Source organism: Kineococcus sp. NPDC059986, assembly GCF_040702905.1.
Taxonomy (GTDB): Bacteria; Actinomycetota; Actinomycetes; order Actinomycetales; family Kineococcaceae; genus Kineococcus.
The window spans coordinates 143,813-166,028 of the sequence record NZ_JBFBND010000005.1 but is presented as its reverse complement, the minus strand read 5'-3'; the positions used below and the strand labels follow the sequence as shown (position 1 = coordinate 166,028).

At 74.9% G+C, this 22,216-nt stretch carries 21 protein-coding genes; 18 read left to right on the top strand and 3 right to left on the bottom strand.

Annotated features, from left to right (window positions below; all coding sequences use genetic code 11):
- Nucleotides 1–151: 151 nt before the first annotated feature.
- The 6 genes from AB0637_RS06515 (at nt 152) to AB0637_RS06490 (ending at nt 6,223) form a co-directional block, all read left to right on the top strand.
- On the top strand, nt 152–667 hold the full coding sequence (locus AB0637_RS06515) for a histidine phosphatase family protein (protein ID WP_366170506.1): 516 nt from the start codon (nt 152–154) through the stop codon (nt 665–667).
- Nucleotides 668–713: 46 nt separating this feature from the next.
- Nucleotides 714–2,411: an ATP-binding cassette domain-containing protein gene (locus AB0637_RS06510; protein WP_366170504.1), complete on the top strand. Its 1,698-nt coding sequence runs from the start codon at nt 714–716 to the stop codon at nt 2,409–2,411.
- A 163-nt stretch (nt 2,412–2,574) separates the two neighbouring features.
- Entirely contained in the window at nt 2,575–3,018 is a 444-nt protein-coding gene (gene rplM / locus AB0637_RS06505; protein ID WP_366170502.1) for a 50S ribosomal protein L13, read from the top strand.
- A gap of 52 nt (nt 3,019–3,070) precedes the next feature.
- On the top strand, nt 3,071–3,562 hold the full coding sequence (rpsI, locus tag AB0637_RS06500; protein WP_366170530.1) for a 30S ribosomal protein S9: 492 nt from the start codon (nt 3,071–3,073) through the stop codon (nt 3,560–3,562).
- A 140-nt stretch (nt 3,563–3,702) separates the two neighbouring features.
- Nucleotides 3,703–5,067, top strand: a complete 1,365-nt coding sequence (glmM, locus tag AB0637_RS06495; protein WP_366170500.1) for a phosphoglucosamine mutase — start codon at nt 3,703–3,705, stop codon at nt 5,065–5,067.
- A 70-nt stretch (nt 5,068–5,137) separates the two neighbouring features.
- Entirely contained in the window at nt 5,138–6,223 is a 1,086-nt protein-coding gene (locus AB0637_RS06490) for a GNAT family N-acetyltransferase (RefSeq protein WP_366170498.1), read from the top strand.
- Here the strand turns inward: AB0637_RS06490 and coaA are convergent.
- Nucleotides 6,199–7,188 carry a type I pantothenate kinase gene (gene coaA / locus AB0637_RS06485; RefSeq protein WP_366170496.1) on the bottom strand — a complete coding sequence of 330 codons (990 nt, stop codon included), beginning with the start codon at nt 7,186–7,188 and terminating at the stop codon, nt 6,199–6,201. The two genes, AB0637_RS06490 and coaA, sit on opposite strands and share 25 nt — an antisense overlap.
- A 75-nt stretch (nt 7,189–7,263) precedes the next feature.
- Between coaA and glmS the strand changes: the two genes are divergently transcribed.
- The 9 genes from glmS (at nt 7,264) to AB0637_RS06440 (ending at nt 16,749) form a co-directional block, all read left to right on the top strand.
- On the top strand, nt 7,264–9,138 hold the full coding sequence (glmS, locus tag AB0637_RS06480) for a glutamine--fructose-6-phosphate transaminase (isomerizing) (RefSeq protein ID WP_366170494.1): 1,875 nt from the start codon (nt 7,264–7,266) through the stop codon (nt 9,136–9,138).
- Nucleotides 9,139–9,213: 75 nt separating this feature from the next.
- Nucleotides 9,214–9,567, top strand: coding sequence for a holo-ACP synthase (locus tag AB0637_RS06475; RefSeq protein ID WP_366170528.1), 354 nt, complete (start codon nt 9,214–9,216; stop codon nt 9,565–9,567).
- Nucleotides 9,568–9,616: 49 nt separating this feature from the next.
- Nucleotides 9,617–11,056, top strand: a complete 1,440-nt coding sequence (locus AB0637_RS06470) for an NAD(P)H-hydrate epimerase (RefSeq protein WP_366170492.1) — start codon at nt 9,617–9,619, stop codon at nt 11,054–11,056.
- Nucleotides 11,057–11,088: 32 nt separating this feature from the next.
- Nucleotides 11,089–12,285, top strand: coding sequence for an alanine racemase (alr, locus tag AB0637_RS06465; RefSeq protein ID WP_366170490.1), 1,197 nt, complete (start codon nt 11,089–11,091; stop codon nt 12,283–12,285).
- Entirely contained in the window at nt 12,282–13,358 is a 1,077-nt protein-coding gene (locus AB0637_RS06460) for an alpha/beta hydrolase (protein WP_366170488.1), read from the top strand. Before alr ends, AB0637_RS06460 begins: the two co-directional genes overlap by 4 nt.
- Nucleotides 13,355–13,873 (top strand): tRNA (adenosine(37)-N6)-threonylcarbamoyltransferase complex ATPase subunit type 1 TsaE, encoded by a 519-nt coding sequence (gene tsaE, locus AB0637_RS06455; protein ID WP_366170486.1) that lies wholly within the window; start codon nt 13,355–13,357, stop codon nt 13,871–13,873. The genes AB0637_RS06460 and tsaE overlap by 4 nt, the downstream gene beginning before the upstream one ends.
- Nucleotides 13,870–14,664: an alpha/beta fold hydrolase gene (locus AB0637_RS06450; protein ID WP_366170484.1), complete on the top strand. Its 795-nt coding sequence runs from the start codon at nt 13,870–13,872 to the stop codon at nt 14,662–14,664. Before tsaE ends, AB0637_RS06450 begins: the two co-directional genes overlap by 4 nt.
- A 10-nt stretch (nt 14,665–14,674) precedes the next feature.
- The gene (gene tsaB, locus AB0637_RS06445; RefSeq protein WP_366170482.1) at nt 14,675–15,352 is read left to right on the top strand and encodes a tRNA (adenosine(37)-N6)-threonylcarbamoyltransferase complex dimerization subunit type 1 TsaB; all 678 of its coding nucleotides are present in this window, start codon (nt 14,675–14,677) and stop codon (nt 15,350–15,352) included.
- A gap of 41 nt (nt 15,353–15,393) precedes the next feature.
- Nucleotides 15,394–16,749, top strand: a complete 1,356-nt coding sequence (locus AB0637_RS06440; RefSeq protein WP_366170480.1) for an MFS transporter — start codon at nt 15,394–15,396, stop codon at nt 16,747–16,749.
- Nucleotides 16,750–16,758: 9 nt separating this feature from the next.
- Here AB0637_RS06440 and AB0637_RS06435 read toward each other — a convergent pair whose 3' ends face one another.
- Complete coding sequence (locus AB0637_RS06435) at nt 16,759–17,676, bottom strand: squalene cyclase (protein ID WP_366170478.1); 918 nt, start codon at nt 17,674–17,676, stop codon at nt 16,759–16,761.
- Nucleotides 17,677–17,729: 53 nt separating this feature from the next.
- Here AB0637_RS06435 and rimI point away from each other — a divergent pair, with 53 nt between their 5' ends.
- Nucleotides 17,730–18,725 (top strand): ribosomal protein S18-alanine N-acetyltransferase, encoded by a 996-nt coding sequence (gene rimI, locus AB0637_RS06430; protein WP_366170476.1) that lies wholly within the window; start codon nt 17,730–17,732, stop codon nt 18,723–18,725.
- Here rimI and AB0637_RS06425 read toward each other — a convergent pair.
- A complete protein-coding gene (locus AB0637_RS06425) occupies nt 18,718–19,893 on the bottom strand; it encodes a class I SAM-dependent methyltransferase (RefSeq protein ID WP_366170474.1) in 1,176 nt (391 codons plus the stop codon). The genes rimI and AB0637_RS06425 overlap by 8 nt on opposite strands.
- 204 nt (nt 19,894–20,097) lie before the next feature.
- On the opposite strand from AB0637_RS06425, the gene groES reads away from it, so the two are divergent.
- Nucleotides 20,098–20,394: a co-chaperone GroES gene (gene groES / locus AB0637_RS06420; RefSeq protein WP_012084928.1), complete on the top strand. Its 297-nt coding sequence runs from the start codon at nt 20,098–20,100 to the stop codon at nt 20,392–20,394.
- A gap of 102 nt (nt 20,395–20,496) precedes the next feature.
- On the top strand, nt 20,497–22,119 hold the full coding sequence (gene groL / locus AB0637_RS06415) for a chaperonin GroEL (RefSeq protein ID WP_366170472.1): 1,623 nt from the start codon (nt 20,497–20,499) through the stop codon (nt 22,117–22,119).
- Nucleotides 22,120–22,216 lie beyond the last annotated feature (97 nt).

Below are 22,216 nucleotides of genomic sequence, written 5' to 3'. Positions count from 1 at the left end.
TGCGCCCCCCGCCCGCCCGGCGGAACCCACTCTTTCCGCCCTCCGGGAACGATCCCGGAGGGCGGAAAGAGTGTTTTCCGCGCGGGGTCCGGGCGGGGTAGGGCGAGGGGCGGGTGGAGGGCGGGGGGCCGGGTGCGGCACGCTGGTGGGTGTGCCCACGCTCGTCGTCGTCCGCCACGCCAAGGCCGACTCGCCGGTAGGACTGCAGGACATCGCCCGCCCCCTGGCCGACCGCGGCAAGGCCGACGCCGAGGAGGCGGGGCGCTGGCTGTCCGCGCACGTCGGAGGCTGCGACCTCCTGCTGAGCTCACCGGCCCGGCGCACGGAGGAGACGACGGCGCGGCTGCTCGACGGCTGGGGCGCGGCGCCCGTCATCGTCGACGAGGAACGCCTCTACGAGGCCAGCCTGGGTGACCTCCTGCGCATCGTCCGGGGTCTGGACACCGAGACCGCCGACGCCACGGTCACCCTCGTCGCGCACAACCCCGGTGCCAGCGCGCTCGTGGAGGCGCTGACCGGGGAGGTGGTGCAGCTGCGCACGGCCGGCATCGCGGTCCTCGACGTCGAGGGCGACTGGGCCGACGCCGACACGACGAGCTGCTCGCTGCGGCTCCAGCACACGGCCCGGGCGGGGACCGACGGGCGGGAAACCAGCGGCGAGGGCTGAGCCGGGACCGGCAGACTGGCCGCTCACGCGGACAGGGAGCAGGGCAGTGGCTGGAACAACGGGTGGGCACGTCGACGTCGCAGGGCTGAGCCACGAGCTCCCCGACGGGCGACCCCTGCTGGACGAGGTCTCCTTCCGGGTGGCCGACGGGTCGACGACGGCCCTCATCGGGCCGAACGGGACCGGCAAGACGACGCTGCTGCGGCTCATCGCGGGCGACGAGCCCGTGCAGGAGGGCGGCGTCGCGCGCAGTGGCGGCCTCGGCGTCATGCGCCAGTTCGTCGGTTCGGTGCGCGACGGCACGACCGTGGCCGAGCTGCTCGTCTCGGTCGCCCCCGCGCCGCTGCGGGACGCCTTCGCCGCCGTCGAGGCGGCCGAGGCCGCGATGGTCGAGCAGGAGACCGAGAAGTCGCAGCTGCGGTACGCCCAGGCCCTCGCCGACTTCGGCGACGCCGGGGGGTACGAGCAGGAAGTGCTCTGGGACGAGTGCACGCACGCGGCCCTCGGGGTGTCCTTCGACTCCTGCCGCAACCGGCTCGTGCGGACCCTCTCGGGCGGGGAGCAGAAGCGGCTCGTCCTCGAGGCCCTGCTGCGTGGTCCCGAGGGCGTCCTGCTGCTGGACGAACCGGACAACTACCTCGACGTGCCGGGCAAGCGCTGGCTCGAGGAGCAGCTGCGCGCCACACCCAAGTCCGTGCTGCTCGTCAGCCACGACCGCGAACTGCTGGCCGCCGCCGCGGACCGCATCGTCACGCTCGAACCCGGAGCCGTGGGGGCGGTCGCGTGGACCCACGGCGGCTCCTTCGCCGACTACGGGGCCGCGCGCCAGGCTCGGGGGGAGCGGCTGGAGGAGCTGCGCCGCCGCTGGGACGAGGAGCGCGTCAAGCTGCGCACGCTCGTGGTGACCCTGCGCGAGAAGTCGAAGTTCAACGACGGCATGTCCTCGCGGTACGCGGCCGCGCAGACGCGCCTGGCCAAGTTCGAGGAGGCCGGCCCGCCGCAGGCGCCGCCGGTGGCCCAGGACGTCCGGATGCGGCTGCGCGGCGGGCGGACCGGCAAGCGCGCCGTCGTGGTCGAGGGCCTGGAGCTGACCGGCCTCATGAAGCCGTTCGACGCGGAGCTGTGGCTGGGGGACCGGGTGGCGGTGCTCGGCTCCAACGGCTCGGGCAAGTCGCACTTCCTGCGGCTGCTGGCCGCGGGCGGGTCCGACCCCGACGCCGAGCACCGGCCCGTCGACGAGCACGTCCCGGACCCGGTGCAGCACCGGGGCAGCGTCCGGCTCGGTGCGCGCGTGCGGCCGGGCTGGTTCGCGCAGACGCACGAGCAACCCGCCCTCGTCGGCCGCTCGCTGCTCGACGTCCTGCACCGCGGCAACTCCCACCGCGACGGCCTGGACCGCGAGACCGCGTCCCGGGCGCTGGACCGCTACGGCCTCGCCGAGGCCGCCGAGCAGCTCTTCGAGAACCTCTCGGGAGGTCAGCAGGCGCGCCTGCAGATCCTGCTGCTGGAGCTGTCGGGGGCGACGCTGCTGCTGCTGGACGAGCCGACCGACAACCTGGACCTGCACTCGGCGGAGGCGCTGGAGCAGGCGCTGGCGGCCTTCGAGGGCACGGTCGTGGCCGTCACCCACGACCGGTGGTTCGCCCGTGGTTTCGACCGGTTCCTGCTCTTCGGCGACGACGGGCGGGTGAGCGAGACGCCGGAGCCCGTGTGGGACGTCCGGCGCGTCGAACGCGCCCGCTGACCACGGGGCGGCCCCGAGCCGTTTTGACCCGTCCGGTGCACGGCGGGTAACGTCGGTGGTCGTTGTGCCCACGCAGTGCCTGCCGTGGCCCGGGACCCCCCGGTGCCGGAGGACTCGAGCGCGGGCCCAGTCCGCAACAAGTCCGAGGAGATGGGCAACCCCCGTGCGCACGTTCACCCCGAAGCCCGGCGACATCGACCGCCGCTGGCTCGTCATCGACGCGGAGGACGTCGTCCTGGGCCGTCTGGCTGTCCAGGCCGCCACCCTCCTGCGCGGCAAGCACAAGGCGACCTTCGCCCCGCACGTCGACGGCGGTGACTACGTCATCATCGTCAACGCCGCCAAGGTCGCCCTCACGGGTTCCAAGCGCGAGCAGAAGGTCGCCTACCGCCACTCGGGCTACCCGGGCGGCCTCAAGGCCACCAGCTACGTCGACCTGCTCGAGAAGAACCCCGAGAAGGCCGTCGAGAAGGCCATCCGCGGCATGATCCCCCGGAACTCGCTGGGCCGTCAGGTCCTCAGCAAGCTCAAGGTCTACGCGGGCCCCGAGCACCCGCACGCGGCCCAGCAGCCCGAGACCTTCACGATCACCCAGGTCGCGCAGTGAGCCGCGGCACCAACCCGGCCAACTGAGCGAAGCGAGGAGCATCGTGACCGAGATCACCACTGAAGACGTCGTCGAGGACATCACCGAGACCGACGAGTTCGACGGCACCTACACGTCGGAGTCGTCCGCCCCGGCCACCGGCGGCAACAGCATCATCGCTCCCGGCGGGGCCACCGGCCGCCGCAAGGAGGCCGTCGCCCGCGTCCGCATCGTCCCCGGCTCCGGCCAGTGGAAGATCAACGGCCGTGAGCTGGACGACTACTTCCCGAACAAGGTCCACCAGCAGCTCGTCAACGAGCCGTTCCGCGTGACCGCGCTCGAGGGTTCGTTCGACGTCATCGCCCGCATCCACGGCGGCGGCTCGTCCGGCCAGGCCGGCGCCCTGCGCCTCGGCGTGGCCCGCGCCCTGAACGCGATCGACCTCGAGGCGAACCGCCCGGCGCTCAAGAAGGCCGGGTTCCTGACCCGCGACCCGCGCGCCATCGAGCGCAAGAAGGCCGGGCTCAAGAAGGCCCGCAAGGCGCCGCAGTTCAGCAAGCGCTGATCCGGCAGCACGCCGGTCAGCCGCTGCCGCGCAGCGCGTCGAGCAGCGAGTACCGTCACGACGGCCCCGGGATCCTTCCCGGGGCCGTCGTGGTGTCTGGGGCCGGTGACGGCCCGCGAACGCAGGGAGAGGACGACAGGGTGGGGCGGCTCTTCGGGACCGACGGAGTGCGGGGGCTGGCGAACGTCGACCTGACCGCCGGGATGGCGCTCGGGCTGGCGGCGGCCGCGGCCACCGTCCTCGTCGACGAGGGTGGTTCGGCGCACCCCCGTGCGCTCGTCGCCCGCGACCCCCGCGCGTCGGGGGAGTTCCTCTCGGCGGCCGTCGTCGCCGGCCTCGCCAGCTCCGGGGTCGACGTCCTGGACATCGGGGTCGTGCCGACCCCCGCGCTGGCGCACCTCGTCGACACCTCCGGTGCCGACTTCGGCGTCATGCTCTCCGCGTCGCACAACCCCATGCCCGACAACGGGCTGAAGATCTTCGCCCGCGGCGGCACCAAGCTGCCCGACGACGTCGAGGACCGCATCGAGGCGGCGTTCAGCGCGGGGACCGCGCGGCGCCCGACCGGGGGAGGGGTGGGCCGGGCCCACGCCGGCCCCGACGTCGAGCAGGACGCGCAGGACACCTACGTCGCCCACCTGCTGTCCACCCTGCCGCGGGGCCCCGGGTCGCTGGCGGGACTGCACGTCGTCGTGGACTGCGCGAACGGTGCCGCGAGCACGATCGCCCCGCGCGTGCTGCGCGAGGCCGGAGCCCGCGTCACCACCCTCTTCGCCGCCCCCGACGGCCTCAACATCAACGACGGCTGCGGGTCGACCCACCTCGGTCCCGTGACGGCCGCCGTCCTGCAGCACGGCGCCGACCTGGGCCTGGCCCACGACGGTGACGCCGACCGCTGCCTCGCCGTGGACGCCGCCGGGAACACCGTCGACGGCGACCAGATCATGGCCGTCCTCACCCTCGCCCTGCGCGACCGCGGACAGCTCGCGCAGGACACGCTCGTCGCGACCGTCATGAGCAACCTCGGTCTGAAGCTCGCCATGCAGCGCGAGGGCGTCACCGTCGTCGAGACGGGGGTGGGGGACCGCTACGTCCTGGAGGCGCTCGGCGCGGGCCGGTGGAGCATCGGCGGGGAGCAGAGCGGGCACGTCGTGCTGCCCGCCCACGCCACGACGGGCGACGGGGTCCTCACGGGTCTGCAGCTGCTGGCCCGCATGTCCGAGACGGGGCGCAGCCTCGCCGACCTCGCCTCGGTCGTGCAGCGGCTGCCGCAGGTGCTCGTCAACGTCCGCGGCGTCGACAAGTCCCGCGCGGGCGCCGACGCCGAGCTGCTGGCGGCCGTCGCCGAGGCGGAGCGCGAGCTGGGCGAGACCGGCCGGGTGCTGCTGCGCCCCAGCGGCACCGAACCCCTCGTGCGCGTCATGGTCGAGGCCGCGCACACCGAGCACGCGCAGGACGTCGCGGACCGGCTGGCTGCAGTCGTGCGGGCACGCCTCGCCCTGTGATCGTGCGGGCCCGCCTCGCCCTCTGAAACGGGTTGGCGCCGCGGCCGCCCGGTCTGACTGACTGGTGGGCGTGCTGCCCGACGTGACCCTGCGCGCCACCTCCTCGACCGACCCCGGCCGGGGGGTCTGGGCGCGGGACCACTTCGACCGCTGGTACGACGCGCTGGCCGCCGCCGAGGCCGTCGACCGGCCCGACCCCTCGACCTGGCGCCGCGGGGAGCTGCGGGCCCTGCTCGAGCGGGGCACGGCGGACGAGCGCATGGACGTCGTGCTCGCCGAGGTGGGCGGTGACGTCGTGGGGGTGGCCGACGTCCGCTGCGGCCTCACCGACAACCGGCACGTGGCGCTCGTCCACGTCGCCGTCCCGCCCGCGCACCGGGGGCGCGGGGTGGGCACGCGGTTGCTCGCGGCGGCGCTCGAGGTCGCCGCCGCGCAGGGCCGCACCACGGTGCGGGTGCGCGTCGACCGCCCGGCCGACCGGGAGCCGCAGAGCTGGCCGGGGTCCGTCGCCGCGGCTCGCTGGGGGTTCGGTGCCGGTCTGCTCACCGCCCGTCGCCAGCTGCACCTCCCACCGGACGCGGACCTCCTCGCGGCGCTGGCGGCGGGGGCCGCCCCGTACGCCGCGGGCTACGGGGTGCGGGCCTACGCCGGGCCCGTGCCCGAGGCGGACCTGGACGAGATGGCCCGCCTGACGGCCCGGATGAGCACCGACGCCCCGAACGGCGACCTCGCGGTCGAACCGGAGCACTGGGACGCCGAGCGCATCCGCGAGGTGGAGGCGGTCCGGGCGGCGCAGGGCCGGCACCAGTGGGTGGCGGTTGCGCAGGACCCGCAGGGACGCCTCGTCGCGTACACGGTGCTCGTGCGCTCCGACCACGAACCGGAACGGCTCCTCCAGCTCGACACCCTCGTCCTCGCCGAGCACCGCGGCCACCGCCTGGGCACGCTGGTGAAACTGGCGTGCCTGCGTCGGGCGCTCGCCGACAACCCTGCGGCACAACGGGTCTCGACGTGGAACGCGGTGTCGAACGGGCCGATGGTGGCGGTCAACGAGGCCCTGGGGTTCGTCCTGGACGAGTTCCTCGAGGAGCTCGAGGCGCCGCGGGAACGGGTGGTTCAGACCTTGCGCGATCAGACCTTGCGCAACCGCACCTGACGCACCGAGTGGTCGGGTCCCTTCTGCAGCACGCAGGTGGCCCGCCCACGCGTCGGCAGCACGTTCTCGGCGAGGTTCGGGCCGTTGATCTCGTTCCAGATGCCGCGTGCCCGGGCGACGGCCTCGTCGTCGGTGAGCGAGGCGTAGCGGTGGAAGTAGGACTGGGGGTCGGAGAACGCGGTGCGCCGCAGTTCGAGGAACCGGTCGACGTACCAGTTCCGGACGTCCTCGCTGCGGGCGTCGACGTAGAGGGAGAAGTCGAAGTAGTCGCTCACGGCGACGCCCTGCGTCCCGTCGGCGCGCACCCGCGCGGGCTGCAGCACGTTCAGTCCCTCGACGATGAGCACGTCCGGCTGCCGGACGACGATCCCGTCGCCCGGGACGATGTCGTAGACGAGGTGGGAGTACACCGGGGCCCGCACCTCGGGCACCCCGGACTTCACCGCGGCGAGGAACCGCAGCAGCGCCCGTCGGTCGTAGCTCTCCGGGAAACCCTTGCGGTGCAGGATGCCCCGCCGTTCGAGCTCGGCGTTCGGCAGCAGGAACCCGTCCGTCGTGACGAGTTCCACCCGGGGCGTCTCGGGCCAGTGCGAGAGCAGTTCGCGCAGCACGCGGGCCGTCGTCGACTTGCCCACGGCGACCGACCCGGCGATCCCGATGACGAACGGGGTCCGCTGCACGGCCTCGCCGAGGAACGTCGACGTCGCCGCGTGCAGCGAGCCCGCGGACCGGTCGTAGAGCGTCAGCAACCGGGACAGCGGCAGGTAGACCTCCTCGACCTCGCGCAGGTCGACGCGGTCGCCGAGACCGCGCAGCCGGGCCACGTCGTCGGCCGTCAGCGTCATCGGGGTGCTGGCCCGCAGGGCGCTCCAGTGCGCGCGGTCCAGCACCACGTAGGGGGTGGGGGAGCCGGTGTGGTGGGAGGGGGACGTGCCCGGTGGGGTGGTCGTCGGGCCCGTTCTCACCGGCGTGAGGCTACCGGGTGACGGGCCGGGCTCACCTGACCGGGACGGGCCGCCCGGGACCGTACCCTCGTCCCCATGTGCGGAATCGTCGGGTACGTGGGCTCCTCCCAGGGCGCGGCCGGGGCCGGGACGGGTGTCGAGGTGGTCCTCGAGGGGCTGCGCCGGCTGGAGTACCGCGGCTACGACTCGGCGGGCATCGCCGTCGTCACGCCCGACGGGGTGCAGACGCGCAAGAAGGCGGGCAAGCTCGCCAACCTGGTCGAGGAGCTGCAGGCCGACCCGCTGCCCGCCGCGACCGCCGCCATCGGGCACACCCGGTGGGCCACCCACGGCGGCCCCACGGACGCCAACGCGCACCCGCACGTCGGGGTCGGCGGCCGCGTCGCGGTCATCCACAACGGGATCGTCGAGAACTTCGCCACGCTGCGCTCCGAGCTGCTCGAGGCCGGCGTCGAGTTCAGCAGCGAGACCGACACCGAGGTCGTCGCCCACCTGCTCGCCCGCGCGTGCGAGGTGGACCCCGCGGGGGACCTCACGGCGGCCATGCGCGCCGTCTGCGCGCGGCTGGAGGGCGCGTTCACGCTCCTCGCCGTCCACGCCGACGCCCCGGGCACCATCGTCGGCGCCCGCCGGAACTCCCCGCTCGTCGTCGGCCTCGGGGACGGCGCGAACTACCTCGGGTCCGACGTCGCCGCGTTCATCTCCTCCACGCGCGAGGCCCTCGAACTCGGCCAGGACCAGGTCGTCACCATCACCCCGGACAGCGTCGTCGTCACCGGGTTCGACGGGTCGCCCGCGCAGGGCCGCCGGTTCCACGTCGACTGGGACGCCGCGGCCGCGGAGAAGGGCGGGTTCCCGTCGTTCATGGCCAAGGAGATCCACGACCAGCCGCAGGCCATCGCCGACACCCTCCTCGGCCGGGTCGACGCGAACGGCCGCCTGCAGCTGGACGAGATGAAGATCTCCGAGGCGGAACTGCGCACGGTCGACAAGATCGTCGTCATCGCCTGCGGCACCGCGGCGTACGCCGGGCAGGTCGCCAAGTACGCGATCGAGCACTGGTGCCGGATCCCCGTCGAGGTGGAACTCGCCCACGAGTTCCGCTACCGCGACCCCGTCGTCTCCGAGCGGACCCTCGTCGTCGCGATCTCCCAGTCGGGGGAGACGATGGACACGATCATGGCCGTCCGGCACGCCCGCGAGCAGGGCGCCAAGGTCCTGGCGATCTGCAACACCAACGGGTCGACGATCCCGCGCGAGTCCGACGCGGCCCTCTACACCCACGCCGGTCCCGAGATCGCCGTCGCCTCCACCAAGGCGTTCCTCGCCCAGATCACCGCCTGCTACCTGCTCGGGTTGTTCCTGGCCCAGCTGCGCGGCAACAAGTTCGCCGACGAGGTGGCCGAGGTCCTGGCCCAGCTGCACGAGATCCCCGCCCAGGTGCGGCAGGTCCTCGACGGCCTCGAGCAGGTCCGCGAGATCGCCCGGTACATGGCCGACACCCGCTCGGTGCTGTTCCTCGGCCGGCACGTCGGCTACCCCGTCGCGATGGAGGGGGCGCTGAAGCTCAAGGAACTCGCCTACATCCACGCCGAGGGGTTCGCGGCCGGTGAGCTGAAGCACGGGCCCATCGCGCTCGTCGAACCCGGCACGCCGGTGTTCGTCGTCGTGCCGAGCCCGCGGGGCCGGGACTCGTTGCACTCCAAGGTCGTCTCGAACATCCAGGAGGTCCGGGCGCGCGGTGCGCGGACCCTGGTCATCGCCGAGGAGGGCGACACGGCCGTCGAACCGTACGCCGACGTCGTCATCCGCGTCCCCCGCACCTCCACGCTCCTCTCGCCCCTGCTGGCCGTCGTCCCGTTGCAGGTCTTCGCCTGCGAACTGGCGACCGCCAAGGGCCTCGACGTCGACCAGCCCCGCAACCTGGCCAAGTCCGTCACCGTGGAGTGACCCCCGCCGTCCGTCGCCGCGGACCCGCGTGGGAACGTGACGCTCGCGGACGCCGTCGGCGGAGGGACAGCACTGGTGATCATCGGCATCGGGATCGACGTCGTGGACGTCGCCCGCTTCAAACGACAGGTCGAGCGCACACCGCTGCTGCTCGAACGGCTCTTCGGGGACGGTGAGCGCGGGCTGCCGCCGGAGTCGCTCGCGGCGCGGTTCGCGGCCAAGGAGGCCGTCGCCAAGGCCCTCGGCGCCCCCGTCGGGCTCGTGTGGCGCGACGTCGTCGTCGAGCGCGAGGACGGGCACCGGCCCGAGATCGTCGTGCGCGGCAGCGCCAAGAAGATCGCCAAGGAGGCGGGGGTGGCCACCTTCCACCTGTCCCTGTCCCACGACGCGGGCATCGCGACCGCCATGGTGGTCGCCGAGTCGAAGTGAGGGGCGTCCCCGGGGAGCGCCCCGGCGTCCGTCCGGGGAGGGTGGGGCCGTGATCGCCGCGCTCCGCACCGAGGACGTCCGCCGCACCGAGGCCGCCGCGATGGCGGCCCTGCCCCCGAGCACGCTCATGCAGCGCGCCGCCGCCGCCCTCGCCGTCGCCTGCGCCGACGTCCTGCGCGAGAGCGCGGGCGGTGTCGCCGGCCGCAGCGTCGTCGTCCTCGCCGGCGCCGGGGACAACGGGGGCGACGCGCTCTTCGCCGCCGCCCGCCTCGCCCGCCGCGGAGCCGCCGTCACCGCGCTGCTCACCGCCGACCGCGTCCACGAGGAGTCCCTCGCCGACGCCCACCGCGCGGGGGTCCGCAGCCGGTCCTGGCGTCCCGGGGACGAGAGCGTCTGCGCCGCAGCCGACCTGCTGCTCGACGGCATCGCCGGCATCGGGGGTCGCGGCGGCCTGCGGCCGGCCTTCGAAGGACTGTCCGCCCTCGACGGCCCCGTCGTCGTGGCCGTCGACCTGCCCTCGGGCCTGGACGCCGACACCGGCGCCGTGACGGGCGAGGTGCTCGCCGCCGACGTCACCGTCACCTTCGGGACGGCCAAACCCGTGCACCTGCTGGGGCCCGCCGCGGCCTGGTGCGGACGGCTCGTCGTCGCCGACATCGGCCTCACCGACCTGCCCGCGCCGGCGGTCGAGCGCGTCGAACCCGCCGACGTCGCGGCCCGCTGGCGACGGCCTCGCCCCCACGACGACAAGTACTCCCGCGGGGTCGTCGGCGTCGTCGCGGGCGGACCGGACTACACGGGGGCCGCCGTCCTCGCCGTGGAGGCGGCCGTGCGGGCCGGGGCCGGGATGGTCCGCTACCTCGGCCCGGCCCACCCGACCGAACTCGTCCGGCACGCCCGGCCCGAGGTCGTCGCCGGCCCCGGACGCGTGCAGGCCTGGGTCCTCGGCCCCGGGGTCTCCCCGGACGACCCCGAGCAGCAGGCCCGCGTCCGGGAGGCCCTGGCGAGCGGCGAACCCGCCGTCGTCGATGCGGGGGCCCTGGCCGACCTGCCCGCCCTGGGGCCGCAGCACGTCCTGACCCCCCACGCCGGCGAGCTCGCCCGCCTGCTGGGCGTCGAGCGCTCCGCCGTCGGGGCCGACCCGCTCGCCCACGCGCACCGCGTGCACGAGGCGACGGGGGCGACGGTGCTGCTCAAGGGCACGGTGACGACCGTCGTCGGCGCCCGCGTCCTCACCGCGGCGGCCGCCCCGGCGTGGCTCGCGACCGCCGGGGCCGGCGACGTGCTCGCCGGGATCCTCGGCACGGCCCTGGCCGGTCTGCGCGACCCGCACGACCCCGAGGCCGTCGCGTTCGCCGCCGCCGACGCCGCCGTCCTGCACGGCCTGGCCGCCGCGCTCGCCTCCGGGGGCGGACCGCTGGCCGCCCTCGACGTCGCGCAGGCCGTGCCCGCCGCGCTCACGTCCCTGCCCGGCTGGGACGCGCCCTGAGACCGGTGGGACCGGCGGGTACCGTCGGAGGCGTGGACCTGCCCACCGCGCTGCCCGCCGACCTGCCGGCGGTGGCGCTCGTCGACCTCGACGCGGTCGCCCGCAACGTCGGCGTGGTGCGCCGCGCGGTGGGGCCCGCGGCCGTCATGGCCGTCGTCAAGGCCGACGCCTACGGGCACGGCCTCGTCCCCGTCGCCCGGGCCGCCCTCGCCGGCGGTGCCACGTGGCTCGGGGTCGCCCACGTCCACGAGGCCCTCGCCCTGCGCGCGGCGGGGATCGGGGCCGACGTCCTCGCCTGGATCCTCACGCCCGGGACGGACCTCGTCCCCGCCGTGCGCGCCGACGTCGACGTGTCCGTCGCCGCCGGCTGGTCGCTGGAGTCCGTCGTCGCCGCGGCGCGGGCCACGGGGCGCCGCGCGCGTGTGCACCTCGAGGTCGACACCGGGATGTCCCGGGGCGGTGCCTCCCCGGCCGAGTGGCCCGCCCTGCTCGACGCGGTCGCCAAGCACGTCGAGGCGGGCGACGTCGAGGTGCGGGGCACGTGGGCGCACTTCGCCAGCGCCGACGTCCCCGCCGACCCGTCCGTGCCGGCCCAGCTCGAGGCGTTCGAGGCGGCCCTGGCGACGGCCCGCGAGCACGGCGTCGACCCCGGTCTGCGCCACCACGCCAACTCGGCCGCCGCGTTCTTCGTCCCGCAGGCGCGCTACGACCTCGTCCGGGCCGGGCTCGCCGTCTACGGCCTCAGCCCCGCCCCCGAGCTCGCGACCGGGGCCGACCTCGGCCTCGTCCCCGCCATGACGCTCGCCGCCCGGCTCGCCCACGTGCGGCGGGTGCCGGCCGGCGCGGGGGTCTCCTACGGGCTGACCTACACCGTCCCGGCCGCCACGACGCTGGGCCTGGTCCCCCTCGGCTACGGCGACGGCGTGCCCCGGCACGCCTCCTGGGACGGGCGGCGCTCCGGTGAGGTCCTCGTCGGCGGTGAGCGCCGGCGCATCGCCGGGCGCGTCTGCATGGACCAGCTCGTCGTCGACCTCGGCGACGAACCCGCAGCCGCCGGTGACCCGGCGGTCGTCTTCGGCCCCGGCACCGCGGGGGAGGCGACCGCGGACGACTGGGCGCAGGTCGCCGGCACGATCTCCTGGGAGGTCGTCACCCGCATCGGTGCCCGCGTCCCCCGCCGGCACACCGGCACCGCCGGCGTTCCCCACCCCTCGGAGGTCACCGCGTGAGGCCCGCCCTGCCGACCCTCCCCGCGCTGCCGTCCCTGCCCGTGCGCCGCCGGCCCCTGCGACGCCGGCCGACCGACCGCCGTGAGGAGCTGCCGTCCCTGACGGGCACCCCCGTCGAGGTCGTCACCGACGACGGCGCCCGGCTGCACGTCGAGGTCGACGAGGCCGACCGGCCCGCGAGGACCGGCGCCGCGCCGACGGTCGTGCTGTGCCACGGCTACGCCCTGTCCGCCGACTGCTGGCACTTCCAGCGGCTCGCCCTGCGCGGCCGGCACCGGCTGGTGCTGCCCGAGCTGCGCGGTCACGGCCGCTCCTCGCGCGGCCCCGACGGGCCGGTGAGCGTGGCCCGCCTCGCCGACGACCTCGGCCAGGTGCTCGACGCCGTCGTCCCGCAGGGGCCGGTCGTGCTCGTCGGGCACTCCCTGGGCGGGATGACCGTCATGGAGCTCGCCGCCCGCCGTCCCGACCTGCTCCCGCGGATCGCCGCCGTCGCGCTCGTCGCGACGTCGGCCGGGGGGCTGGCCGCCGTCGACCACGGGTTGCCGCTGCTCGGGCACCACCTCGTGCACTGGGCCGAGCTGGCCCTCGAACGCGCCGGCGGGCGCTACGACGTCCTCGAACGCAGCCGCCGCGTCGGCGCCGACCTCGAACAGCGCCTCGTCCGGCACTGGAGCTTCGCGGGGCCGGTGGCCCCCGAGCTCGTCCGGCTCAGCGCGCGGATGATGGCCCAGACCCCCGTCGACGTCATCGCCGACCTGCTGCCCGCCTTCGCCACCCTCGACGAGCGGGCGGCGCTCGCGGGCCTCGCGGGCCGTCCCGTCCTCGTCGTCACCGCCGAACGGGACCTCATGACACCGGCCGCGCACGGCCGCGAGATCGCCGAGGCGCTGCCGGAGGCCGAGCACGTGCTGGTCCGCGGGTCCGGGCACCTCGTGATGCTCGAGCACCCGGGGGTGGTGACGACGCGGCTGGAACGGCTGCTGACCCGCGCCGCGGACGCGTCCGGGCCGCCGGCCGCCGCGCACGAGGTCGTCGTCCCGCTGGCCCGCCGCGGCCGCCGGAGCCGGCGGTGAGCGCGGCCCCCGGCAGCACCGAGCTGCTCCTGGCCACTCCCGAGGACACGGCCGCCTTCGGCGAACGCGTCGGCCGCCTGCTGCGCGCCGGCGACCTCGTCCTGCTGGCGGGTGACCTCGGGGCGGGGAAGACGACGTTCACGCGGGGTCTCGCGGACGGGCTCGGGGTGCGGGGACCCGTCACGTCCCCGACGTTCGTCATCGCCCGCGAGCACCCCTCCCTCGTGGGGGGACCCGTCCTCGTCCACGTCGACGCCTACCGGCTCGGCTCCCTCGCCGAGGTCGACGACCTCGACCTCGACACCGCGGCCGAGGAGGCCGTCACGGTCGTGGAGTGGGGCCGCGGGCTCGTCGAGGAGCTCGCGGGGGACCGCCTCGAGGTGGACCTCGTCCGCCCGCACGGCGCCGCTCCCACGGGAGGAGGCGACGACCCCGAGGGCGACGCGCCCGTCGAACCCCGCCGCGCCGTCGTGCGCGCCGTCGGGCCGCGCTGGGCCGGGGTCGACCTCTCGTGACCGCGCTCGCCGACCGCACCGACGACGGCCGCGTCCACGGCTTCGCCCGCCGCCACGCCGTGCGCCCGCGCACGGGTGTCCTCGTCCTGCACGGCTTCACGGCGACCCCGCTGTCGGTGGCGGACTGGGCCGAGGAGTTCCACGCCGCCGGGTTCGACGTCGAGGTGCCGTTGCTGCCGGGGCACGGGACGACCGTCGCCGACTGCGACCGGACGACGTGGGCCGACTGGCTCGGCGCCGCCGAGGCCGCCCTGGCCCGGCTGGACCACGAGGTCGTCCTCGTCGCGGGCATCTCCATGGGGGGCGGGTTGGCGCTGCGGCTCGCGCAGCTGCACCCGGACCGCGTGCAGGGTCTCGTGCTGGCCAACCCCGCGGTCCTGCTCGAACCCTGGAAGCTCGCCGCCGTGCAGGTCCTGGGACGGGTCCTGCCGAGCTGGCCCGGGGTCGCCGGGGACCTGCAGGACACGAGCGCGCAGGTCCTGGCCTACGACCGGACCCCGCTGCGGGCCCTCGTCTCCCAGGCCGCGGGGTGGCGCGACGTCCGCCGCGACCTCGCCGGTGTCCGGCAGCCCGTGCTGCTGCTGCGCTCGAGCGTGGACCACGTCGTCCCGGCGGCCTCCGCCCGGGCCGTCCTCGCCGGGATCTCCTCGACCGAGGTGTCGGAAGTGGTGTACGCCAACAGCTTCCACGAGCTGACCTCGGACCGGGACGCCCCCGCCGTCTTCGCCGCCTCGGTCCGCTTCGCGCGGCGTCGCGCGCACCCGGACGGGGCCACGCCGGAGCCGTCCTAGACTCCCGGACGTGCTGCTGCTCGCCCTCGACACCGCGACCGACGGGGTGGCGGTCGCCGTCCACGACGGGGACCGGGTCCTCGCGTCCGCCCGCGCCGGGACGGCCCGCAGCCACAACGAGGTCCTCGTCCCCACGGTCGCGCAGGTGCTGCGCGCCGCGGGCCGGGAGCGCCGCGACGTCACCGACGTGGCCGTCGGCGTCGGCCCGGGCCCGTTCACCGGGCTGCGGGTGGGGATCGCCACCGCGCGCACGCTCGCCCTCGCCTGGGGCGCCCGCGTCCACGGGGTCTGCTCCCTCGACGCCCTCGCGGCCCAGGCCGTCTCCCAGGGGTGGACGGGGGAGTTCCTCGTCGCCACCGACGCCCGCCGCCGGGAGGTCCACACCGCCCGCTACGCCGTGCGGGACGGGGTGCTGGCGCGCACCGCCGGCCCCGACGTCGTGCGTCCCGCCGACGTGGTCGGCGGGGGCGGGGCGGACGTCCCCGTCGTGGGGTCCGGGACGCGGCTGTACCCCGACCTCCTCGGTGGGGAGCAGGGCCCCTTCGAGGTCGACGGCGGGGCGCTGGCGCAGCTCGTCGTGGACGCGCTGGCCGGCCGGGCGGGCCTGGAGCTGCTGCCGCCGGAACCCCTCTACCTGCGCCGCCCCGACGCCACGGCACCCGGAGCGCGCAAACGCGTCACGGCGTAGCGTGACCGGGCCAGGGAAGTCTCGACGAGGAGGTCCCGCCCGTGTCCGCAGCGGTCAGCAACCCGGTCCTGGAGTCCGCCGTCCGCCGGGCTTCGCGCCGGCTGATGCCGATGATCGTCGTCCTGTACGTCGTCTCGTTCCTCGACCGCACGAACGTCGGCTTCGCCGAACGCGCCCTGGAGCTCGACCGCGGGATCTCCGCCGCCGCGTACGCCTTCGGGGCCGGGGTGTTCTTCATCGGCTACGCGATCTTCGAGATCCCCAGCAACCTCGCGCTGCGCCGGTTCGGGGCGAAGGCGTGGCTGGCGCGCATCGCCATCACGTGGGGGATCGTCGCGGCCTGCTTCGCGTTCGTCCAGGGCGAGACGTCGTTCATCGTCCTGAGGTTCCTCCTCGGCGTCACCGAGGCGGGGTTGTTCCCCGGCATCATCATGTACCTCGCCGAGTGGTTCCCGAACGCCCACCGCGTCCGGATGTTCGCCGTCTTCTACCTCGCGCAACCCTTCTCGCAGATCGTCGGATCCCCGCTGTCGGGGGGACTCATCAGCCTCGGGGACTCGATCGACGGGATCGCCGGCTGGCAGTTGATGTTCGCCGTCGAGGGTGGTCTCGCGGTGGTGGCGGGTGTCGTCGCGATCTTCGCGCTCGTGAACTCCCCCCAGGACGCGACGTTCCTGTCCGAGCAGGAGAAGGGTGCGCTGCGGACGGCCATGGCCGAGGAGGACGACCTGCGGTCGGCCGACGGCCCGGGCGGGGTGTGGGCGGCGATGCGCAACGGCCGCGTCTGGTACTTCACGGTCGTCTACTTCTGCCTGCAGATCGCCGTCTACGGCGTGACGTTCAACCTGCCGACCCAGGTCGCCGGGCTCACCGGCCGCGACGTCGGCTGGCAGGTCGGGCTCATCACGGCCGTGCCGTGGTTCGTCGGGATGTTCGCCTGCTACTTCGTCGGCCGGCACGCCACGACCGTCGTCCGCCGCCGCGCCTGGGGGACGTGGTTGTTCGTCAGCACCGGGGTGTTCGTCCTGGGGTCGGCGTGGGCGGGTGCGAGCGGCTACGCGCTCGTCGGGATCGTCTGCATCAGCGTCGCCGTGTCGTCGTTCCTGTCGATCGGGCCCATCACGTGGTCCTACCCGACGGCGTTCCTCACCGGGGCCGCCGCGGCCGCGGGCATCGGCCTCATCAACTCCCTCGGGAACCTCGGGGGTTTCGTGGCCCCGATCCTGCGGGAGTCCGTGGCCTCCGCCACGGGGTCGGACGCGCTCGGCGTCGCCGCGCTCGGCGTCCTGCCGTTCCTGGCCGCGGTGATGATGTTCGGCACCAAGCGGTTCCGGCTGCGGGCCGACCGCCTGCTCGTCGACGTGCGGGACGGTGCGGGGGACCGGACGCAGGCCTGAGCGCGGGGGTCAGGCCTCCCACCAGCGCAGCACGCGCAGCGCGAGGAACGTCACCCACCGCGAGGGTTCCCCGGCCGGGGCGTCGACCTCGAACGGCACGGCGCCGGGGAACCGGTCCGACCGCGTCCACCGCCCGTCCGGCAACCGTTGCGAGCGGACGACGTCGACGGCCTCGGCCATCCGGTCGTCGCGCACACCGCCGGCGCGGAAGTGGTCGAGGGCGTTGAGGGCGCTGTACCCCCAGCGGAACGGGTACGTGTGGTCGCCGACCCACGGCGCGACGAGCTCACCGGTGCTGAGCCGGCGCAGCAACCGACGTTCCAGCAGGTACTCCTCACCCGCAGCGGCGGCCGTCGTCGCCCCCGTCCGGCGTTCGTGCTCGCGCAGGGCACGGACGGCGGCGAGGGTGGAGTGGAACGACGACCGGGTCGAGCCCTCGACCCACGCGCAGTTCCAGCCGCCGTCGGCCATCCGGTGCTCCTCGAACCAGGTGACGAGCCCGCTGACGTCGACGTCGAGCCAGGCGCCGTTGAGCAGGGTCAGGGCGTTGATGCAGCAGTCGACCTCCCCACCCCAGTAGGGCAGCCCCTGGTACTCCCAGCGCGCGTCCACGAGCCTGGCCGCCGTGTCGCCCAACCGGTCGGCCTCGACGCCCCACTCCCGCAACGAGGTCAGGGCCCACGTCGTCGCGGTGAACGGTTGCGGACCCGTCGGGTCGGCGTCGGGCGGGAAGTACGCGCCGCCCGCCCACTGGCCGTCGGGGTCCTGCAGCGCCAGCAGGCGGGCACCGAAACCCTCGTGCGGGACGCGCGCGCGGGTCGCCTCCCAGACCGCCGCGGGTGCGTCGGCGAGGTCGCGTTCGACCTGCCACCGCAGCGCGGGGTCCGACTCCAGCAACCAGTCCAGAACCTGCTCCGGTTCGTCCACCGCACCAGCGAACCACCGTGCGGCGCTCAGCGGAAGGGCGGCAGACTGCGCGCGTGGAGGAACCGCCCGTCGTCCTGCGACCCGCCGAACCGGCCGACCTGCCCCGCCTGCAGGACGTGGAACGCGCCGCGGGGGAGCGGTTCCGCGCTCTCGGGATGGCGGCGGTCGCCGACGACGACCCCCCGTCGCCGGAACTGCTGGCCGTGCACCAGCGGGCCGGCTGCGCGTGGGTGGCGGTCGAGGACGGACGGGTCGTGGGGTACCTGCTCCTGCACCCGGACGGTGTCGACGGGAACGCCCACGTCGAGCAGGTCAGCGTCCACCCCGACCACGGTGGGCGCGGGACCGGCCGGCGGTTGCTCGACCTCGCCGCGGAGGTCGCCCGGGCGCAGGGACGACCCGCGCTGACGCTGACGACGTTCGCCCAGGTCCCGTGGAACGCGTCGTGGTACCGGCGGCTCGGGTTCCGCGACGTGCCCGACCCGGGTCCGCAGCTGCGGGCCCTGCGGGCGCGGGAGGCCGACCTCGGCCTCGACGCCTGGCCGCGCGTGTGCCTCGCGCTCGACCTGCGCGCGCCTGCGTCCTCGATGCAGGAGGTCTCGCTGCAGCAGATGCGGTGGTGGCACGTGGCCGACGTCCACGCCCTCGAGACCGACCTCTTCGGCCGCGGCGCGTGGAGCGTGGAGGCGTTCTGGGGGGAACTGGCCCAGCCGAACCGGCGGTTCCTCGTCGCGGTGGGGGGCGGGCGCGTCGTGGGGTACGGCGGGATCGTCGTCGCGGGCGCCGACGCGGACGTGCAGACCATCGGCGTCGCCCGCGACCAGCAGGGCCGCGGGACGGGGCGTGCCCTGCTGCGGGCCCTGCGCGCCGAGGCCGTGTCCGCGGGGGCCACCCACCTGCTGCTGGAGGTGCGCGCCGACAACGACCCCGCGCAGCACCTCTACCGCAGCGAGGGGTTCGAGCAGATCGCCCGGCGGGCGCGGTACTACCAACCCGACGACGTCGACGCCCTCGTCCTGCGGGCCAGGCTCGACGGACGGGTCAGCTGACGGGGTCGACGACCAGCACGCTCTGCTTGCCCGCGACCCGGGTCAGCACGATCGTCGCGGGGCGGGACCCCTTGAGCGCCAGCTGCTTGCGGAGGTGGTCGGGGTCGACGGCGGTCCCGCGCTTCTTCACCGTCAGCGCGCCGACGTCGAGGGAGCGCAGGTGCGCCCGCAGGCTCTTCAGCCCGAACGGCAGGACGTCCAGCACGCGGAAGGACCGCACGAACTCCGAGGTCGCCGGTGCGTCCGTCGTGACGTAGGCGATGGTCTCGTCGACGAGCCGGCCCCCGAGGTCGGCCGCCACCCGGGCGACGAGCCCCGCGCGGATGACGGCTCCGTCGGGTTCGTGCAGGAACCCGCCCACCGCCCCGACCTCGGCCACGGGCAGGTCGGTGTCGTCGAGCGCGAACGCCGCACCGCCGCGCACGACGCGGGCGCTGCGGCCGGTGCCGGGGACGGCCAGCGGGCCGCACCACAGCGCGCACTCGACGACCTCCCCGTCGACGGAGGTCCACTGCGCCTCCGTCCCCGCCGGGACGAGGTCGTGCGGCAGGCCCGGCGCGAGCTTGGCCCCGGTGGCCGGGACCCGGGCGGCCGTGGCCAGCACGAACGACAGCGGGGGTGAGGTGGCCTCGGGGTCGAAGACCCGCCGTCCGCCCGCCGTGCGCCGGGCCGGGTCGAACCAGGCGCCGTCCCCGGCCCCGAGCTCGGCCACGACCCCCGCCGTGAGGTCCTCGCACCGCACCGGGACGCCGAGGTTGTGCTCGGCGACCGCGGCCGTGACGGGGTCGGCGTCCACGGGCAGCACGGCCAGGCCCGCGTCGAGGAAGGCCAGGGAGTCGGCTCCGACACCGCAGCCGAGGTCGGCCACCCGGGACACCCCGGCGGCGGCGAACCGCCGGGCGTGCTCGCGGGCGACGACGGCGCGGGTCGCCTGCTCGGCGCCGGCCGCGGTGAAGAGCAGGCCCGCGGCCCGGTCGCCGAACTTGGCGGCCGCCTTCGCCCTCAGTCGGGACTGGGTCGTGGCCAGGGCCGCGAGCGCGGGGTCGTGCCCCTCGCGGCGCAGCCGGGCGGCGAGGGCGACGGGGTCCTGTGCGGTCGTCCCGGCCAGCGCGTCGAGCAGGGCACGGCCCGCGGGGGACCGGAGGGCGGCGACGTCCGCGGTGTTCACCCGGAGGATGCTCGCAGAGGCCCCCCGTGCCTGGCACTCGCCGGGGCTGAGTGCTAACGTCTCGCTCAGCGTCGGTGGCACTCCCCCTCGGGGAGTGCCAACGGGGCAGCGGCCGCCCGGCACCCGCGACGACGGTCGTCCGCTCCCCACGTTCCGACCGTCCCGTACGCCAGTTCGCTGAAGCAGAAGGGGAGGGCCGCACCAGTGTCGGTCTCCATCACTCCGCTCGAGGACCGCATCGTCGTCAAGCCGCTCGACGCGGAGCAGACGACCGCTTCCGGTCTCGTCATCCCGGACACCGCCAAGGAGAAGCCCCAGGAGGGCGAAGTCCTTGCCGTGGGCCCGGGCCGCGTGGACGACAACGGCAACCGCGTGCCGGTCGACGTCGCCGTCGGCGACAAGGTCATCTACTCCAAGTACGGCGGCACCGAGGTGAAGTACGGCGGCGACGAGCTGCTGATCCTCTCGGCGCGCGACGTGCTCGCCAAGGTCGCGAAGTAAGCGGTCTCAGGTCCTGACGCCCCGGGCGCCCGCACGCCGGGTGCCCGGGGCGTCGCCTGTTCCCGCCCCGATGCTCGCCCACTGAACGGAAAGGTCCGCAACATGGCCAAGCAGCTGCTGTTCGACGACACCGCCCGCAAGGCGCTGGAGCGTGGCGTCGACGCGCTCGCCAACGCCGTCAAGGTCACCTTGGGGCCCAAGGGCCGCAACGTCGTCATCGACAAGAAGTGGGGTGCGCCGACGATCACGAACGACGGCGTCACCATCGCGCGCGAGGTCGAGCTCGACGACCCGTACGAGAACCTCGGCGCCCAGCTCGCCAAGGAGGTCGCCACCAAGACGAACGACGTCGCCGGTGACGGCACCACCACCGCGACCGTCCTGGCCCAGGCGCTGGTCCACGAGGGCCTGCGCAACGTGGCGGCCGGCGCGGCCCCCTCCGGTCTCAAGCGCGGCATCGACGCGGCCGTCGACGCGGTGAGCGACAAGCTCCTCGCGATGGCCCGCGACGTGGACGGCAAGGGCGACATCGCCCACGTCGCCACCATCTCGGCCCAGGACCCGGCCGTTGGCGACCTGCTCGCCGAGGCGTTCGACAAGGTCGGCAAGGACGGCGTCATCACGGTCGAGGAGTCCTCCACGACCGCCCTCGAGCTGGACTTCACCGAGGGGATGCAGTTCGACAAGGGCTACATCTCGCCGTACTTCGTCACCGACGCCGAGCGACAGGAGGCCGTCCTCGAGGACGCCTACGTGCTCGTGCACCAGGGCAAGATCTCCACGGTCCAGGACCTGCTGCCGCTGCTGGAGAAGGTCCTCAAGGCCTCCAAGCCGCTGCTGATCATCGCCGAGGACGTCGACGGCGAGGCGCTGTCGACGCTGGTCGTCAACAAGATCCGCGGCACCTTCAACGCCGTCGCGGTGAAGGCCCCCGGCTTCGGCGACCGCCGCAAGGCGATCCTGCAGGACATCGCCACCCTCACCGGCGCGCAGGTCGTCGCCGAGGAGGTCGGCCTCAAGCTCGACCAGGTCGACCTCGACGCGCTGGGCACCGCCCGCCGCATCACCGTCACCAAGGACGACACGACGATCGTCGACGGCGCCGGCTCGGCCGACGACATCGCCGGTCGCGTCGCCCAGATCAAGGCCGAGGTCGAGCGCACCGACTCCGACTGGGACCGCGAGAAGCTCCAGGAGCGCCTCGCGAAGCTGTCCGGTGGCGTCGTCGTCATCAAGGTCGGCGCGCACACCGAGGTCGAGCTCAAGGAGAAGAAGCACCGGATCGAGGACGCCGTCTCCGCGACACGCGCCGCGATCGAGGAGGGCATCGTCGCCGGCGGCGGCTCGGCCCTGGTGCACGCCGTCTCCGTGCTCGAGGACAACCTCGGCAAGACCGGCGACGAGGCGACCGGTGTCGCGCTCGTCCGCAAGGCGGCTTCCGAGCCGCTGCGCTGGATCGCCGAGAACGCGGGCCTCGAGGGCTACGTCGTCGTCGAGAAGGTCCGTGCGCTCGAGCCGGGCCACGGCCTGAACGCCGCCACCGGCGAGTACGTCGACCTGCTGGCCGGCGGGGTCCTGGACCCGGTGAAGGTGACGCGCTCCGCGCTGCGCAACGCCGCCTCGATCGCGTCGATGGTCCTCACCACCGACACGCTCGTCGTGGACAAGAAGGAGGAGGACCTCGCCGTCAACGGCGGCGGTCACGGTCACGGCCACGGCCACTGACCTCTCCACCAGCACGGCGAAGGGCCCGGCTCCCCTGGGGGAGCCGGGCCCTTCGTGCCTGTCGTCCGCGCGCCGCACCACACCGCGCACGGGGTGG

Coding starts and splice junctions, on each gene's coding strand:
- glmS (WP_366170494.1), top strand. CDS start 7,264: ATGTGCGGAATCGTCGGGTACGTGGGCTCCTCCCAGGGCGCGGCCGGG.
- groL (WP_366170472.1), top strand. CDS start 20,497: ATGGCCAAGCAGCTGCTGTTCGACGACACCGCCCGCAAGGCGCTGGAG.